This is a genomic window from Proteus vulgaris, from assembly GCF_011045815.1.
Lineage (GTDB): Bacteria > Pseudomonadota > Gammaproteobacteria > Enterobacterales > Enterobacteriaceae > Proteus > Proteus vulgaris_B.
Window position 1 is genome coordinate 3,377,868 of the sequence record NZ_CP047344.1, and the last position, 17,001, is coordinate 3,394,868.

10 protein-coding genes, 2 tRNA genes and 3 rRNA genes are annotated in these 17,001 nt (G+C 42.1%); 2 read left to right on the top strand and 13 right to left on the bottom strand.

What is annotated here, in order from left to right; translation table 11 throughout:
• Positions 1-7 precede the first annotated feature (7 nt).
• The 3 genes from GTH24_RS16030 to cysJ are packed head-to-tail and all read right to left on the bottom strand — an operon-like array spanning position 8 to position 4,278.
• Positions 8-739 (bottom strand): phosphoadenylyl-sulfate reductase, encoded by a 732-nt coding sequence (locus GTH24_RS16030; protein WP_072070188.1) that lies wholly within the window; start codon positions 737-739, stop codon positions 8-10.
• Positions 736-2,466 carry an assimilatory sulfite reductase (NADPH) hemoprotein subunit gene (gene cysI / locus GTH24_RS16035; protein WP_164526696.1) on the bottom strand — a complete coding sequence of 577 codons (1,731 nt, stop codon included), beginning with the start codon at positions 2,464-2,466 and terminating at the stop codon, positions 736-738. Before cysI ends, GTH24_RS16030 begins: the two co-directional genes overlap by 4 nt.
• Positions 2,467-4,278 (bottom strand): NADPH-dependent assimilatory sulfite reductase flavoprotein subunit, encoded by a 1,812-nt coding sequence (cysJ, locus tag GTH24_RS16040; protein ID WP_164526697.1) that lies wholly within the window; start codon positions 4,276-4,278, stop codon positions 2,467-2,469.
• 298 nt (positions 4,279-4,576) lie between these two features.
• Here cysJ and queD point away from each other — a divergent pair, with 298 nt between their 5' ends.
• Positions 4,577-4,942: a 6-carboxytetrahydropterin synthase QueD gene (gene queD / locus GTH24_RS16045; protein ID WP_164526698.1), complete on the top strand. Its 366-nt coding sequence runs from the start codon at positions 4,577-4,579 to the stop codon at positions 4,940-4,942.
• 78 nt (positions 4,943-5,020) lie between these two features.
• Here the strand turns inward: queD and queE are convergent, their stop codons facing one another.
• Positions 5,021-5,692, bottom strand: a complete 672-nt coding sequence (gene queE / locus GTH24_RS16050) for a 7-carboxy-7-deazaguanine synthase QueE (RefSeq protein WP_072070192.1) — start codon at positions 5,690-5,692, stop codon at positions 5,021-5,023.
• 166 nt (positions 5,693-5,858) lie between these two features.
• Here queE and GTH24_RS16055 point away from each other — a divergent pair, with 166 nt between their 5' ends.
• A complete protein-coding gene (locus GTH24_RS16055) occupies positions 5,859-7,226 on the top strand; it encodes an amino acid permease (protein WP_072070193.1) in 1,368 nt (455 codons plus the stop codon).
• A gap of 94 nt (positions 7,227-7,320) precedes the next feature.
• On the opposite strand, the gene GTH24_RS16060 is transcribed toward GTH24_RS16055, so the two are convergent.
• The 9 genes from GTH24_RS16060 to GTH24_RS16100 all read right to left on the bottom strand — a co-directional run bounded on the left by GTH24_RS16060 (position 7,321) and on the right by GTH24_RS16100 (position 16,645).
• Entirely contained in the window at positions 7,321-8,502 is a 1,182-nt protein-coding gene (locus GTH24_RS16060) for a methionine gamma-lyase (RefSeq protein ID WP_072070194.1), read from the bottom strand.
• A gap of 19 nt (positions 8,503-8,521) precedes the next feature.
• On the bottom strand, positions 8,522-8,920 hold the full coding sequence (locus GTH24_RS16065) for a hypothetical protein (RefSeq protein WP_072070195.1): 399 nt from the start codon (positions 8,918-8,920) through the stop codon (positions 8,522-8,524).
• An 11-nt stretch (positions 8,921-8,931) separates the two neighbouring features.
• Complete coding sequence (locus tag GTH24_RS16070; protein WP_072070196.1) at positions 8,932-10,125, bottom strand: NAD(P)/FAD-dependent oxidoreductase; 1,194 nt, start codon at positions 10,123-10,125, stop codon at positions 8,932-8,934.
• A 183-nt stretch (positions 10,126-10,308) separates the two neighbouring features.
• On the bottom strand, positions 10,309-11,094 hold the full coding sequence (locus GTH24_RS16075) for an endonuclease/exonuclease/phosphatase family protein (protein WP_072070197.1): 786 nt from the start codon (positions 11,092-11,094) through the stop codon (positions 10,309-10,311).
• Positions 11,095-11,311: 217 nt separating this feature from the next.
• Positions 11,312-11,388 (bottom strand) — tRNA-Asp (locus tag GTH24_RS16080).
• Positions 11,389-11,440: 52 nt separating this feature from the next.
• Positions 11,441-11,556: ribosomal RNA gene (rrf, locus tag GTH24_RS16085) — 5S ribosomal RNA — on the bottom strand.
• Positions 11,557-11,671: 115 nt separating this feature from the next.
• A 23S ribosomal RNA gene (locus tag GTH24_RS16090) occupies positions 11,672-14,574 on the bottom strand.
• Positions 14,575-14,942: 368 nt separating this feature from the next.
• Positions 14,943-15,018 (bottom strand) — tRNA-Glu (locus GTH24_RS16095).
• An 84-nt stretch (positions 15,019-15,102) separates the two neighbouring features.
• Positions 15,103-16,645, bottom strand: a 16S ribosomal RNA gene (locus GTH24_RS16100).
• The 16S, 23S and 5S rRNA genes sit together here with 2 tRNA genes alongside, the layout of an rRNA operon.
• Positions 16,646-17,001: the final 356 nt, after the last annotated feature.

The following is a 17,001-nucleotide window of genomic DNA, read 5'->3' on the forward strand; positions in this document are numbered from 1 at the left end:
AATGGCGTTATTCGTGTAACCCACACTCACGTTTTAAGCCAAAAAAACGAGTTTCTTCTTCACTCATACCCTCTTCCCATTTTCGGGTTGTATGAGTATCACCCACAGAGAGATAACCTTGCTCCCATAAGGGGTGATAGGGTAAATCATTTTCTTTAAGATATTGATGAATTTGCTTATTATCCCAATCTACTATCGGTAAAAACTTAAAGATCCCTTTTGCGATTGAAAGCACTGGCAAATGCTCACGGCTTTTAGATTGTTGTCGGCGAAGACCTGCAAACCATGTTTGAGCCTGTAACGTTTTTAATGCTCTCTCCATCGGCTCAACTTTATTGATATTGTTATATCGCTCAATACCGTCTATGCCATTTAACCAAAGTTTACCGTAACGGGCTTCTTGCCAAGATGAAGATAATTCAGCTCGATACACCTTTAAATTAAGTTGTAACTGTTGAGTCAATGTATCAATAAACTGATAAGTCTCAGGAAACAAATAACCTGTATCTGTCAAAATCACGGGGATATCAGGATATTGCCTTGTAATTAAATGCAAACAGACTGCGGACTGAATACCAAAACTAGAGCTTAGTACATAAGCTTTAGGCAAATGAGCTAAAGCCCAAGTAATACGTTCAATAGCGGTGAGTTGCTCAAGTTGTTGATTAATTTCAGCTAACGTTTTTTGTTGTTCTTCTATCGATAATAATCTTAATTGTTCAAGCTGAAATATCTTCATACCGCCTCCTGTACTTCATAAAAATCCACGGCAGAGTTGAGTACAGGTTTAACAACATCAGTGCGAATAAGGAAATCACCAAATCCTTCATTGTTATGGCGAGAAATCGCCCATTCACCAATCAGCGTATCAAGTATTGCGATGATTTCTTGTGAGGTAATATTTTCACGATACATTCTAGGTATGCGTGTACCAATACGATTACCGCCTAAATGTAGGTTATAACGATCAGGGGCTTTTCCCACCAGCCCCACTTCTGCAAGCATTGCTCGACCACAGCCATTTGGGCATCCTGTTACACGAACAACAATATACTCATCACTCACACCATGTTTTATCATTAAGCTATCAAGTGTATCAGTGAATGAAGGTAAAAAACGCTCGGCTTCAGCCATTGCTAATGGGCAAGTAGGAAAAGAGACACAGGCCATTGCATGTTCGCGCAGTGGGGTCACCTTGTCATCAATTAATCCATATCGGCGAGCAATAGCTTCAACATTTGCTTTCTCATTTTCAGGTACACCCGCCACAATTAAATTCTGATTAGCTGTAAGGCGAAAATCACCTTGATGAATTTTAGCAATTTCAGCAATCCCCGTTTTTAACTGAGCATCAGGTTTATCAATTAATCGGCCACTTTCAATAAATAAAGTAAGGTGCCATTTATCATCAACACCTTTTAACCAACCAATCTGATCGCCTCTATGTGTAAATTCATAAGGTCGAATAGCCTCAAAAGTGACACCTGAACGGCGTTCAACCTCTTGTTTAAACGTCTCTACACCAACGCGTTCTAATGTGTATTTTGTTTTTGCATTTTTGCGTTCAGTTCGATTTCCCCAGTCACGCTGAGTTGTCACAATCGCCTCAGCAATTGCTAAGGTTTTTTCAATAGGGATATAACCAAATTCACTGGCTAAGCGAGGAAAGGTATTCTTATCACCATGAGTCATCGCAAGACCACCACCCACCAGCACATTAAACCCGACAAGACGCCCATTTTCAGCAATTGCAATAAAATTCATATCATTTGCATGAAGATCAACATCATTATGAGGAGGGATCACCACCGAGGTTTTAAATTTTCTGGGTAAATAGGTTTCTCCTAAAATAGGCTCTTCATCAGTCGTCACTACTTTTTCTTTATCTAACCAAATTTCAGCATATGCATGAGTGCGAGGTAATAAGTGTTCTGATATTTTTTTCGCCCACTCATACGCTTCTTGGTGTAATGAAGATTGTACTGGGTTTGAAGTACATAGGACATTACGGTTAACATCATTCGCAGTAGCTAGAGAATCCAATCCTGTGGCGGCTAACATTTGATGAGCGGGTTTTACATTGCCCTTTAAAATGCCATGAAATTGAAATGTTTGACGATTGGTAATACGAATACTGCCATATAGCGTATTTTCCGTCGCAAACTTATCAATGCTAAGCCACTGTTTAGGCGAAATTATGCCACCGGGCAAACGACAACGTAGCATCATGGCATGACGAGGTTCTAACATTTGCTGAGCTCGTTCAGCACGAATATCTCTGTCATCTTGTTGATACATGCCATGAAAGCGGATCAATAAAAAATTATCGCCTTCAAAACCACCAGTTAAACCATTTTGTAAATCTTCTGTAATAGTACCGCGTAAAAAATGACTCTCTTTTTTCATGCGTTCACTATCAGCCAGTTTCCCTTCAACCACTAAGGGCGCTTGAGTATGTAATTTCATTTAATAGACATCCCTCTGATAACGCCGTTCTAGACGTAGCTCACTTAAATATTCATCTGCTTCTTCACCATTTTTATTGCCATACTCCATCACAATATCTAACAACGCTTGCTCAACATCTTTTGCCATATTTGATGCATCACCACAGACATAAAGATAAGCACCTTGTTGTAACCATTGCCAAATCTCACTACCACGTTCACGTAATTTATCTTGCACATAAATTTTATGTGCTTGATCTCGTGACCATGCTAAATCAATATGGGTTAACAGGCCGCTTTTGACATAACGTTGCCATTCAACTTGATAGAGAAAATCTTCAACAAAATGAGGGTTACCGAAAAATAACCAGTTTTTACCTGCTGCACCGTCATTTTCGCGCTGTTGCATAAAGCCCCTAAAAGGTGCAATACCTGTACCTGGGCCAATCATAATCACAGGGGCATCATTATTGTTTGGTAAACGGAAATGTTCATTTTTTTCAACAAAAACATTGACGGTATCGCCTTCTTTCAAGCTATCCGCTAAGAAACCAGAGGCACCACCAGTATACGCACGCGAATTTGCGTCATAACGCACAACACCTAATGTAAGGTGAACTTCCTCTTCTACTTCCTGTTGTGATGAAGCGATAGAATAAAGGCGTGGTGTTAAGGGGCGTAAAATATCCACAAAATCTTGTGCCGTTGGTTGAGCACAATATTGGCGCACCATCTCATTGATAGGGTGTTTTTGTGCATATTGCTGAAGCTTTGTTTTATCAGCAATAAGTGACAATAAATCTTCATGTCGTGTAAGTTGTGCATAAGCCTTGACGATAGGCGCGCTATTTTGAGTCAGTTCACAATGATGTAATAAGGCCTCTTTTAAGGTGAATGCTTGAGATTTTAACGTGACAGGTTCATCACCTTTTAGCCACAATAACTCAATGAGTTCATCGACTTTTTCAGATGAGTTATTAAACCAAACTCCCAGCGCATCACCAGGTTGATATTGTAAATCAGAACCTTCAAGGCTGATTTCGATATGACGAATATCTCTATCTGAATTTCGACCTGTGATTTTTTGATTAGCCAGTAATGTGGCAGCAAAAGGCGCATCACGATGATAAACGGAGGCATTGATAGTATCCGTCGTACCAGCCTGAGTTTGTTGCAATACAAGTGTGCTTTGTACAGGAACTCTCGCTTTTAATATTTCTGTGAGCTGTTTTATCCATTCATCTGCAACAGATTGATATTCAACATCAGCATCAACTCTAGGTAATAAACGCGTTGCACCAAGCTGGGTAATTCTTTCATCAAAGTCTTTGCCTGCTTTGCAGAAATGCTCATAAGAGGTATCGCCTAAACTGAATACTGCATAAGACGTTTCCTTCATTTCAGATGCTTTTTTAGAGTGCAGGTATTTATAGAAAGCTATCGCTTCCTCTGGAGGCTCACCCTCTCCTTGTGTAGATGCAATAATAATTAAAGTTGTCGCTTTATGGATCTGCTTAAATTTATATTCACTGGCAGAGTACAACTCGACATTCAATTTATGCGCAACTAGGTTATCTCGTAATTGTTCTGCCAGATGGCGGGCATTACCAGTCTGAGAGGCAGAGATTAATGTTATTGTCTCTTGTTCTGGAACTTGTGGTGAAACAACCGCTGTTGGTACGGATGCGGCAGCATGATCCAATTGCCCCCATAAATACCCAGATAACCATGCAATTTGCGCAGTTGAGAGATCTTTTGTTGCGTCCTGTAATTTATTCAATTGCTCCGATGTTAATGGAAGCATTGATAATAATGGGGGTTGATTGCTCATTTATCCTGCCTTAAAAAAGCGAAGCACTTATCTGTGCTTTATTGTTCTTTGATAATATTTCTAATATTGAGAGGGTATCTCACGACTAGAAGGTGAATTAAAGACCTGTTGGCTCTATCTAATAACCTTAAATGCTAAATTTATTTATCGGTTTCCTTTACCAATATAATTAATAAGCAAAAAGGAATATAACAAGTCATTAAGATTAATGGAGATTAGGCGTGATAAGCTAAATCGGCTACACTGATAGACTTCGTTCTATTTGTGTCTTTTTTTCACTAATTAAGTCAAGAGAGTTTTGATGACAACCACCATCTTTAAAGATTTTCAGTTTGAAGCCGCCCACCATTTACCTCATGTTCCTGAAGGTCACAAATGTGGACGCCTGCACGGACACTCCTTTTTGGTTAGATTAGAGCTAACAGGTGAAGTTGATACGCAGTCAGGTTGGCTTATTGATTTTGCTGATGTTAAAGCCGCATTTAAACCTACTCTTGATCGCCTTGATCACTACTATCTTAACGAAATTGAAGGCCTTGAAAATCCGACCAGCGAAGTGCTCGCAAAATGGATTTGGCAGCAAGTAAAACCGGTATTGCCATTATTATCTGCTGTAATGGTGAAAGAGACGTGTACAGCAGGATGTATTTATCGCGGTGAATAGTTTTGTATTAACATTAAACTGTTATCATCTAAAAAAATCAGCCTTTTATTGGCTGATTTTTTTATATTAAAAATGTGATCACGCAATATTTAAATATTTATGCGTTTGCATTGAGAAACGCCAATTACGTTCAATACAAGTTTTAATACACAATGCCGTTGCACTTTCTTTACAACTAATGGGTTGTAAAGCAACAACAGGTGCAGGTTGTTCTGTGCGTAATGCCAGTAATGTATCCAAAGCTTCAATATCTTTTTCACGTCCAACTGGATGTTTTATCTCATTAGCACGATTGATAGCGCTTGATAAAACACGAAAACCACCTCGCATTCCCACTTTAGGTGAAAGTGTGACCCATGTTTTTTCACTACATAGAATGTCATGAGTACCGCTGGTTTCTATCTGGCAGGCAAAACCGGCTTGCTCTAATCCTTGCGTTAAAGGACGCAAATCATATAAACAAGGCTCCCCTCCCGTAATAACAACGTGTTTTGCACTATAACCTTGTTGCTGAAAAAGTGATAAAATTTCAGCAACACTGGCTTCGCCCCAAGTATCGCTTTCTTGCGTTTTAATCGGGATATCTCCAAGAGGGACTTTTTTTTCGTCCTCTTTTTCCCAAGTATGCTTCGTATCACACCAACTACAGCCAACTGGGCAACCTTGTAATCGAACAAAAAGCGCAGGAACGCCAGTAAAAACACCTTCACCCTGTAAGGTTTGAAACACTTCATTAATGGGGTATTGCATAAGAAACTCTGATATCCAATGAATGCTGATGATTATTACAGATAACTATCTCACCGTAAGAGGCTTTATGATAAGGTACATGGTTTGTTTTGAATAGCTAACGTGCGAGAAGACACTGAAAAAGAGGATAGAGTTCCTCCGTTGGACAGAGATGGGAATACTTTAGATGCAAAAAGAGAATCAACTTTCACGAGGATTATCAGGGCGGCACATTCGTTTCATGGCGCTAGGCTCTGCGATCGGGACAGGTCTATTTTATGGCTCAGCTGCAGCCATTGAAAAAGCAGGTCCAGCAGTATTATTGGCTTACCTTATTGGTGGTGCTGCGGTATTTATGGTTATGCGTGCATTAGGGGAAATGGCCGTTCATCATCCTGTTGCGGGCTCTTTCTCACAATATGCTAGCCATTATATGGGGCCTTTAGCAGGCTTCTTAACCGGCTGGAACTATGTTTTTGAAATGCTGATTGTGTGTCTGGCTGACGTCACAGCATTTGGTTTTTATATGAAACTTTGGTTCCCAGATGTCGATCAATGGATATGGGTATTAGGCATAGTTTGCTTTATTGGTGCCTTAAACCTTTGCCATGTGAAGATATTTGGTGAAATGGAATTTTGGCTTTCTATTGTTAAAGTCACCGCTATTATCGCAATGATCATTGGTGGTGTTGTTATTATGATGTATGGCTTTGGCCAACAAACTGAACACCCTATTGGTATCTCTAACTTATGGGAGTTTGGTGGTTTTATGCCAAATGGTATTGAAGGGGTTATCGCCTCGCTTGCCATTGTGATGTTTGCATTTGGTGGAATTGAAGTAATTGGTATTACTGCCAGTGAAGCTAAAGATCCTGAGAAAACCATTCCAAAAGCTATCAATGCCGTACCGTTTCGTATCTTATTATTCTATGTTCTAACAATATTCATCCTAATGTGTATTTTCCCTTGGCAACAAATCGGCCATAACGGTAGCCCATTTGTACAGATTTTCTCGAATCTAGGGATCAATTCAGCGGCAAATATTTTAAACCTAGTGGTTATCACAGCGGCTATTTCCGCAATTAATAGTGATATCTTTGGGGCTGGTCGTATGATGTACGGCATGGCTCAAGAAGGACAAGCACCTAAATCCTTTATGAAGCTTACCCGTAATGGCGTGCCTTGGATGACGGTACTTGTGATGTCTGTGATACTGTTACTTGGCGTCGTGCTTAATTACCTTATTCCAGAACAAATCTTTGTTTTAATTGCCTCTATTGCGACATTTGCAACAGTTTGGGTTTGGTTAATGATTTTGCTTTCTCAAGTCGCTATGCGCCGTAAGATGAGCGCCGAAGAAGTAAAAACACTTAAATTTCCAGTACCGTTATGGCCAGTTGCACCTGCGCTGACTATCGTCTTTATGGCGTTTGTTATCGCAATCTTAGGTTATTTTGAATCAACTAGAATGGCATTGATTGTGGGTATGATATGGGTAGCGATTTTAACTATCGGCTATTATGTTGGTATCAAACCAAGAATGAACCAGAAATAAATCATATTTCTGAATTAACCAATATATAAGTTGAACAATAAAGGCTGTGGATAATTTCACAGCCTTTTTCTTTATTACATAATAGCTACTATTACTAAGCCAGTGCTTGTTCTAGATCTGCAATTAAATCATCCACATCTTCCAGACCTATTGATAAACGAACCAAACCGTCACTAATACCATGCCTTTGCCGTTCTTCTGCACTATAAGTAGCATGAGTCATTGTTGCTGGATGTTGAGCTAAAGATTCACAGTCTCCTAAGCTCACAGCTCGACTAAAAAGATTTAATCGATTGAGAAATTCTCTGCCGGCTTTAATGCCCCCTTTTAACTCAATAGCTATCATACCTCCAGCTAATCGCATTTGACGTTTGGCTAGTTCATATTGAGGAAAAGAAGTCAGCCCAGGATAATAAATAGTTTCGACTTTAGGATTATCTTCAAGGTATTGAGCTATACGTTGTGTATTTTGACAGATCTGCTCCATTCTTATACCTAACGTTTTTATGCCTCGTAATATTAACGAGGCATCGTGAGGAGACAAACAAGCCCCTGTCATATCCTTTAACCCCTCAACACGTATTTTATCGGCTAATTCATGTGTAGTAATAATCGCGCCCGCAGTCACATCGCCATGGCCTGATAAATATTTGGTCATTGAATGTACTATAATATCTGCACCAAGTTTTAAAGGTTGTTGTAAATAAGGTGAACAGTAAGTGTTATCCACTATCACTGAAATATTATGCTGATGAGCTATTTCTGATATTTTTTCTATATCACTGATGCGCATATTAGGGTTAGCAGGAGTTTCAAAAAAAATTAATTTTGTTTTCTCAGTAATCGCTTCTTTCAACTTTTCAAGATTAGTTAAATCAACGTGCTTTATTTTAACACCAAACTTAGCAAGCCCATGATTAAAAAAAGTAAAAGTGCATCCATAAAGCGTCATATCAGCAATCAATTCATCACCAGGTTGAAGTAACGACCAGCAAGTTGACGTAATTGCACCCATTCCTGAAGAAAAAACAACTGCACCTTCGCCACCTTCTAATTGTGCTAAACGTTTTTCTAATAAATTTAATGTGGGATTAGAAATCCGTGAATAGAAATGTCCTTTTCGCCGTCCTGCGAAACAATCAGCTCCATATTGAGCCGTCGGGAAAACAAAAGTAGACGTTTGAAAAACAGGAGGCACTAATGCCCCCTGAGAATCTAACGGAGAATAACCATAATGTATTGCTTGAGTATTAAAATGTTTATTATCTTGCGTCATTACATCTCCTAATTATTAATTAATTTTCTATTCGTTGGTTATTTTCCCCGATAATTTGAACTGTTCTTAGAATAATAGAAATTCCTTTAAGCGTATCAGGATTTCTTAATAACGAAAAAGTTGACCCTAAAGTATATTTTTTATCTTGATAAATAGATTCTTTCTTTGCCATATTATAAGCAGCACTTAACTCCCATACTGGAATTAATGTTTCCTCGAATGCAACTGACAATTTTTCAACTGTCGCATTATCCATAATATCTATTGAATCTGATATTAAAGATAATAAATCGACGATATTATCAAATCGCTTTAATGCTAATAATGGTCTTGCTTTTTCTAATAAATGTTGAAGGTGTAATTTATCATCATCCGTTAACAGTTGAATATCTTCTGGGCTTAAATTATTTTCACTCATTATTGTATCCCCTATAATAATCCTCTAACTGTTGCCCAATATAAGCCTCTGTTATAACTATTACGCAATAATCCCCCTAATTTTGTTGGCGGTGTCGGTATTACGTCGTGCTTATAGTCATATTGTAATGGCATTCCTGCTGATAGCCCCATTTGTGCAACGGCTTGTACTCGACCATCATAAATGGCGGCAGGATAGCCATAGCGAAGCTCACCACAGATATTATTAGCAATCACACCTGCTTGGTTATGGCAACTACCACCGGCTTTACTGATCGGTAAATCAACGGTATCACCGATAACATAAACTTGGTTTAATCCATAAACTTGTAATGTTTCAGGATCTGTCGGTAACCAACCTTCACCATTATTATGCTCACTTAAACCCGTGTTACGAATAGCTTCAACCGCAGTAATTGGCGGAGTGCTCATCAAAATATCAAACGGCTCTGCTTCCCCTTCTTTTGAGTAAGCTATCTTTTTATCTGGATCAACATGGCTTAATGTAAATCCACGTTTAGCTTTAATATCTCGCTCTGAAAATACTGCAGGAAGGACTTCGCAAACCTCTTGTTGCATAAACAAGCAGTTTCTTAAAAGTTGAGCAACTGTAGGATAAGTATAGACAATTTCAATATTGCTTCTTACCCGACGTTGACGTAATAGTTCATCAAGCATCAAGGTTGTTTCCATAGGAGCAATACCACATTGATGAGGCACATTCGGCGTTTCAGGGAAACTCACTGTAATAAATACACGCCCTTTTTCAATTGTCGCAAGTTTATCAGCAAGCGCTCTTGCTGCTTCATATTGATAAAAATGACTTCCTGCTTCTTTTAAACCTTCAATTCTATGAGGGCTAGGAACACAACCCGTTGCTAAAACTAAGAAATCATAATTATATTTTTTCTTAGACTCGCAATAGATAATTTTATTGTTAAAATCAAAGTGCTCAGCTTTATCTATAACAAATTCAATTTCAGGCCTTAATAAACTTCTTTCTGATCGCATTAACTCTTCTTTTAAAAAAAGATTAAATGCAATATACATAAATGCAGGCTTGTAATAATGATGAGGATTATCTGAAATAAGTGTTATTTTGATTTTATTTGAAAAAATTTCTTCATTTAATTTTTTAGCCAGGATATTAGCAAGAATAGTTCCGCCGGTACCACCACCAATAATAACTATATTTTTTGTTGGCATTTTATTTCCTATATCTAGTGATATTAGATAGACAAAAAAAGTATAGTAAAAGGTATTGATATAACAAATAGATTAAATAGATAGATAAACTATCATTAAAAGAATTATTCTAATTGATACTAGATATAATCATACCAAATTTAAATATTTAAATTTAATATTAAGTATCGTTATTATCACTCACTAATAAAATGTTGCAATTAAAGGATGATGGTCTGAAGCATCAGTGATCAGCACTTCTGCATTATTTAGCGATAATCCACGATAGAAAATATAATCTAACGGTTTACCAAATGCTTTAGTACGCCAATCATTATCAAAAATAACCTCTTTAAGTCTTAGCCTTCTCGCAAAACGCTTTAATACATTCACTCTAGGGCGACTCCATGCATTAAAATCACCCGCAAGAATAATGGGGCCTTTATGGTGCATGATATGAACAGATAAATTACTTAATTGACGCTGATACACATCAACACCAAAACTAAAATTAATTGCATGTACATTAATCACCATTAGATGATCACCCGTGATCAACGGATATACCGTAATTAATGCTGATTTTGATAAGCGTAGAAAAGGTTCTTTTTCTCTTAGAGGACAACAATAGATAGGATGAGAACTTGATAAAGTCATTACACCCGCAGGATGTTGCTGAAAAGCTAAGGCGGGAACTTGATCTGCAATTAAATGATGGGTTCCTGCAAAACGAACAAGCTCAGGCGTAGTTTGAGCCTCTTGCAATAAAAGTAAATGCGTATCGGTTGATAAAATCTCTAACATATTACGCCAATTGGGTCGTTGCTGTTTATAGATATTCCAAACCGCAATTTTTAGTGTGCCTTCTGTATATAGAGGCATTCCAATAGGTAATGTATCTTTTCTTTCACTTAAAGGCGGGCTTGGTTCAATCCTTTCTACAGGTTGACCTGCCACAAAACGTACTGAATAAGTCGGTTTCTTCGCCATTAACAACCTCAGATAAGCAGCAAGATTTCTTGCTATAACTTAAGTATACCAAAGCCTAGCGCTACCCTCATCTTTTAAAAGGACATTATAATCAACAAAAGTGATTGTTTTTATATAAATTAGTTATTTTTACTTAATTTTAGAAATTTAATATCTATTTATTCTTAAATTTTAAGCAAAAAAAAACCTAAGTCGTTAGACTTAGGTTTCTTAATGTTGGCGGAACGGACGGGACTCGAACCCGCGACCCCCTGCGTGACAGGCAGGTATTCTAACCAACTGAACTACCGCTCCGCGTATTCTTTTTTGCGATTAATGTTTTTCAACACTAATGCTTTAATTTAATGCCTGGCAGTTCCCTACTCTCACATGGGGAGACCCCACACTACCATCGGCGCTACAACGTTTCACTTCTGAGTTCGGCATGGGATCAGGTGGGACCGTTGCGCTATGGCCGCCAAGCAAATTCGGTTTATTACCCGCTTCCTTCCTTTCAGTCAGTCGCCAGTAATGTCAATCTTAAACAAGCTTACTTCATCTACTCTTTGTCTCTCAGACAAAACACCTTCGGTGTTGTCAGGTTAAGCCTCACGGTTCATTAGTACTGGTTAGCTCAACGTATCGCTACGCTTACACACCCAGCCTATCAACGTCTTAGTCTTAAACGTTCCTTTAGGTCACTCAAGGTGACAGGGAAGACTCATCTCGAGGCAAGTTTCCCGCTTAGATGCTTTCAGCGGTTATCTCTTCCGCACTTAGCTACCGGGCAATGCCATTGGCATGACAACCCGAACACCAGTGGTGCGTTCACTCCGGTCCTCTCGTACTAGGAGCAACCCCTCTCAATCTTCCAACGCCCACGGCAGATAGGGACCGAACTGTCTCACGACGTTCTAAACCCAGCTCGCGTACCACTTTAAATGGCGAACAGCCATACCCTTGGGACCTACTTCAGCCCCAGGATGTGATGAGCCGACATCGAGGTGCCAAACACCGCCGTCGATATGAACTCTTGGGCGGTATCAGCCTGTTATCCCCGGAGTACCTTTTATCCGTTGAGCGATGGCCCTTCCATTCAGAACCACCGGATCACTAAGACCTACTTTCGTACCTGCTCGAGCCGTCACTCTCACAGTCAAGCTGGCTTATGCCTTTGCACTAACCGCATGATGTCCGACCATGCTTAGCCAACCTTCGTGCTCCTCCGTTACTCTTTAGGAGGAGACCGCCCCAGTCAAACTACCCACCAGACACGGTCCCCGATCCAGATTATGGACCTAGGTTAGAACATCAAACGTTAAAGGGTGGTATTTCAAGGTTGACTCCATGCAGACTGGCGTCCACACTTCAAAGTCTCCCACCTATCCTACACATCAAGGCTCAATGTTCAGTGTCAAGCTATAGTAAAGGTTCACGGGGTCTTTCCGTCTTGCCGCGGGTACACTGCATCTTCACAGCGAGTTCAATTTCACTGAGTCTCGGGTGGAGACAGCCTGGCCATCATTACGCCATTCGTGCAGGTCGGAACTTACCCGACAAGGAATTTCGCTACCTTAGGACCGTTATAGTTACGGCCGCCGTTTACTGGGGCTTCGATCAAGAGCTTCTCCTTACGGATAACCCCATCAATTAACCTTCCAGCACCGGGCAGGCGTCACACCGTATACGTCCACTTTCGTGTTTGCACAGTGCTGTGTTTTTAATAAACAGTTGCAGCCAGCTGGTATCTTCGACTGGCTTCGGCTCCGTCCGCGAGGGACTTCACTTACCGCCAGCGTGCCTTCTCCCGAAGTTACGGCACCATTTTGCCTAGTTCCTTCACCCGAGTTCTCTCAAGCGCCTGAGTATTCTCTACCTGACCACCTGTGTCGGTTTGGGGTACGATTGTTGGTAACCTGAAGCTTAGAGGCTTTTCCTGGAAGCAGGGCATCAATTGCTTCACCACCTTAGTGGCTCGTCATCACACCTCAGCATTAAGTGACCGGATTTGCCTAATCACTCTGCCTACATGCTTGAACCGGGACGACCGTCGCCCGGACAACCTAGCCTTCTCCGTTCCCCCATCGCAGTTACCACCAGTACGGGAATATTAACCCGTTTCCCATCGACTACGCTTTTCAGCCTCGCCTTAGGGGTCGACTCACCCTGCCCCGATTAACGTTGGACAGGAACCCTTGGTCTTCCGGCGTGCGGGTTTTTCACCCGCATTATCGTTACTTATGTCAGCATTCGCACTTCTGATACCTCCAGCATACCTCACAGTACACCTTCGCAGGCTTACAGAACGCTCCCCTACCCAACAACACATAGTGTCGCTGCCGCAGCTTCGGTGCATGGTTTAGCCCCGTTACATCTTCCGCGCGGGCCGACTCGACCAGTGAGCTATTACGCTTTCTTTAAATGATGGCTGCTTCTAAGCCAACATCCTGGCTGTCTGAGCCTTCCCACTTCGTTTCCCACTTAACCATGACTTTGGGACCTTAGCTGGCGGTCTGGGTTGTTTCCCTCTTCACGACGGACGTTAGCACCCGCCGTGTGTCTCCCGTGATAACATTCTTCGGTATTCGCAGTTTGCATCGAGTTGGTAAGTCGGGATGACCCCCTAGTCGAAACAGTGCTCTACCCCCGAAGATGAGTTCACGAGGCGCTACCTAAATAGCTTTCGGGGAGAACCAGCTATCTCCCGGTTTGATTGGCCTTTCACCCCCATCCACAAGTCATCCGCTAATTTTTCAACATTAGTCGGTTCGGTCCTCCAGTTAGTGTTACCCAACCTTCAACCTGCCCATGGATAGATCACCGGGTTTCGGGTCTATACCCTGCAACTCATTCGCCCAGTTAAGACTCGGTTTCCCTACGGCTCCCCTATACGGTTAACCTTGCTACAGAATATAAGTCGCTGACCCATTATACAAAAGGTACGCAGTCACCCCATAAAGAGGCTCCTACTGCTTGTACGTACACGGTTTCAGGTTCTTTTTCACTCCCCTCGCCGGGGTTCTTTTCGCCTTTCCCTCACGGTACTGGTTCACTATCGGTCAATCAGGAGTATTTAGCCTTGGAGGATGGTCCCCCCATATTCAGACAGGATAACACGTGTCCCGCCCTACTCGTCGAGTTCACAATAACAGCATCTTCAGATACGGGGCTATCACCCTTTACTGCCGGACTTTCCAGACCGTTCTCCTGATGCTGCTATTGATTAAGACTCTGGGCTGTTCCCCGTTCGCTCGCCGCTACTAGGGGAATCTCGGTTGATTTCTTTTCCTCGGGGTACTGAGATGTTTCAGTTCTCCCGGTTCGCTTCATGACGCTATGTATTCACGTCATGATAATATCCATTGGATATTGGGTTTCCCCATTCGGAAATCGTCGGGTATAACGGTTCATATCACCTTACCGACGCTTATCGCAGATTAGCACGTCCTTCATCGCCTCTGATTGCCTAGGCATCCACCGTGTACGCTTATTCGCTTAACCTCACAACCCGAAGATGTTTCTCTCGAAGACGACTTTAAAGGTCATGGCTACACAAGCATCAATTCGTTGTTGGGCAGTGCTCGTAATGCTCACATACTTGAGTATGCTCCGCTTACTGCGCGCTGTCCGCCTAGAATTGCTGTTGTTCGCTCATGACACTCGCCTTGGAGTATCACAAATTCAAGGTCTGAGATTTTGAGAGACTCATCAATATACCTCGGTGATATATTGATTTGTTTTCAATTTTTCAGCTTGTTCCAGATTGTTAAAGAGCATAATAGTTAAAATAACTTGCTAAAATTATCTTAACTATTCTCTGATTTACATCAGACTATAGTGTGGTACGCCTTTCACTCATACCGCGCAATTGGCGTCCCCTAGGGGATTCGAACCCCTGTTACCGCCGTGAAAGGGCGGTGTCCTAGGCCTCTAGACGAAGGGGACTCTTGTCAGCTTCGCAGACGCGCTTTTGCTCGTTCTTCATCAGACAATCTGTGTGAGCACTGCACATAACACGTATCTCTTAGGTAAGGAGGTGATCCAACCGCAGGTTCCCCTACGGTTACCTTGTTACGACTTCACCCCAGTCATGAATCACAAAGTGGTAAGCGCCCTCCCGAAGGTTAAGCTACCTACTTCTTTTGCAACCCACTCCCATGGTGTGACGGGCGGTGTGTACAAGGCCCGGGAACGTATTCACCGTAGCATTCTGATCTACGATTACTAGCGATTCCGACTTCATGGAGTCGAGTTGCAGACTCCAATCCGGACTACGACAGACTTTATGAGTTCCGCTTGCTCTCGCGAGGTCGCTTCTCTTTGTATCTGCCATTGTAGCACGTGTGTAGCCCTACTCGTAAGGGCCATGATGACTTGACGTCATCCCCACCTTCCTCCGGTTTATCACCGGCAGTCTCCTTTGAGTTCCCGCCATCACGCGCTGGCAACAAAGGATAAGGGTTGCGCTCGTTGCGGGACTTAACCCAACATTTCACAACACGAGCTGACGACAGCCATGCAGCACCTGTCTCAGAGTTCCCGAAGGCACTCCTCTATCTCTAAAGGATTCTCTGGATGTCAAGAGTAGGTAAGGTTCTTCGCGTTGCATCGAATTAAACCACATGCTCCACCGCTTGTGCGGGCCCCCGTCAATTCATTTGAGTTTTAACCTTGCGGCCGTACTCCCCAGGCGGTCGATTTAACGCGTTAGCTCCAGAAGCCACGGTTCAAGACCACAACCTCTAAATCGACATCGTTTACAGCGTGGACTACCAGGGTATCTAATCCTGTTTGCTCCCCACGCTTTCGCACCTGAGCGTCAGTCTTTGTCCAGGGGGCCGCCTTCGCCACCGGTATTCCTCCACATCTCTACGCATTTCACCGCTACACGTGGAATTCTACCCCCCTCTACAAGACTCTAGCCAACCAGTTTCAGATGCAATTCCCAAGTTAAGCTCGGGGCTTTCACATCTGACTTAATTGACCGCCTGCGTGCGCTTTACGCCCAGTAATTCCGATTAACGCTTGCACCCTCCGTATTACCGCGGCTGCTGGCACGGAGTTAGCCGGTGCTTCTTCTGCGGGTAACGTCAATTGATAAAGGTATTAACTTTATCACCTTCCTCCCCGCTGAAAGTACTTTACAACCCTAAGGCCTTCTTCATACACGCGGCATGGCTGCATCAGGCTTGCGCCCATTGTGCAATATTCCCCACTGCTGCCTCCCGTAGGAGTCTGGGCCGTGTCTCAGTCCCAGTGTGGCTGATCATCCTCTCAGACCAGCTAGAGATCGTCGCCTAGGTGAGCCATTACCTCACCTACTAGCTAATCCCATATGGGTTCATCCGATAGCGCAAGGTCCGAAGAGCCCCTGCTTTGGTCCGTAGACGTCATGCGGTATTAGCCACCGTTTCCAGTAGTTATCCCCCTCTATCGGGCAGATCCCCATACATTACTCACCCGTCCGCCGCTCGTCAGCAAGAAAGCAAGCTTTCTCCTGTTACCGCTCGACTTGCATGTGTTAGGCCTGCCGCCAGCGTTCAATCTGAGCCATGATCAAACTCTTCAATTAAAAGTGTTTGATGCTCAAAGAAATCGAAAACTTAGCTATTCATAAATGAATTTACTTTTGTTGTTCACTCTTCAAGACTTGATACATCTAATATTTTAGAAGATATCGTCTCTGCGAGTGCCCACACAGATTGTCTGATAATTTGTTAAAGAGCAGTGCAACAGTCGCTGCCGTTTCCGGTCTTCTGCGTTGTTGCGAGGAGGCGTATTCTACATCTTCCTCATTCAGTGTCAAGCGTTTATTTTCAAGGCTTTTCACTTTTTTCTTTGTTCTCTCAGTCAGTTCGCTTAGCGCCCTGTTCCGTGACAACGAGGACGCATTATAGGGAGTTTTCTGAGGCTGGCAATAGTTTTTTT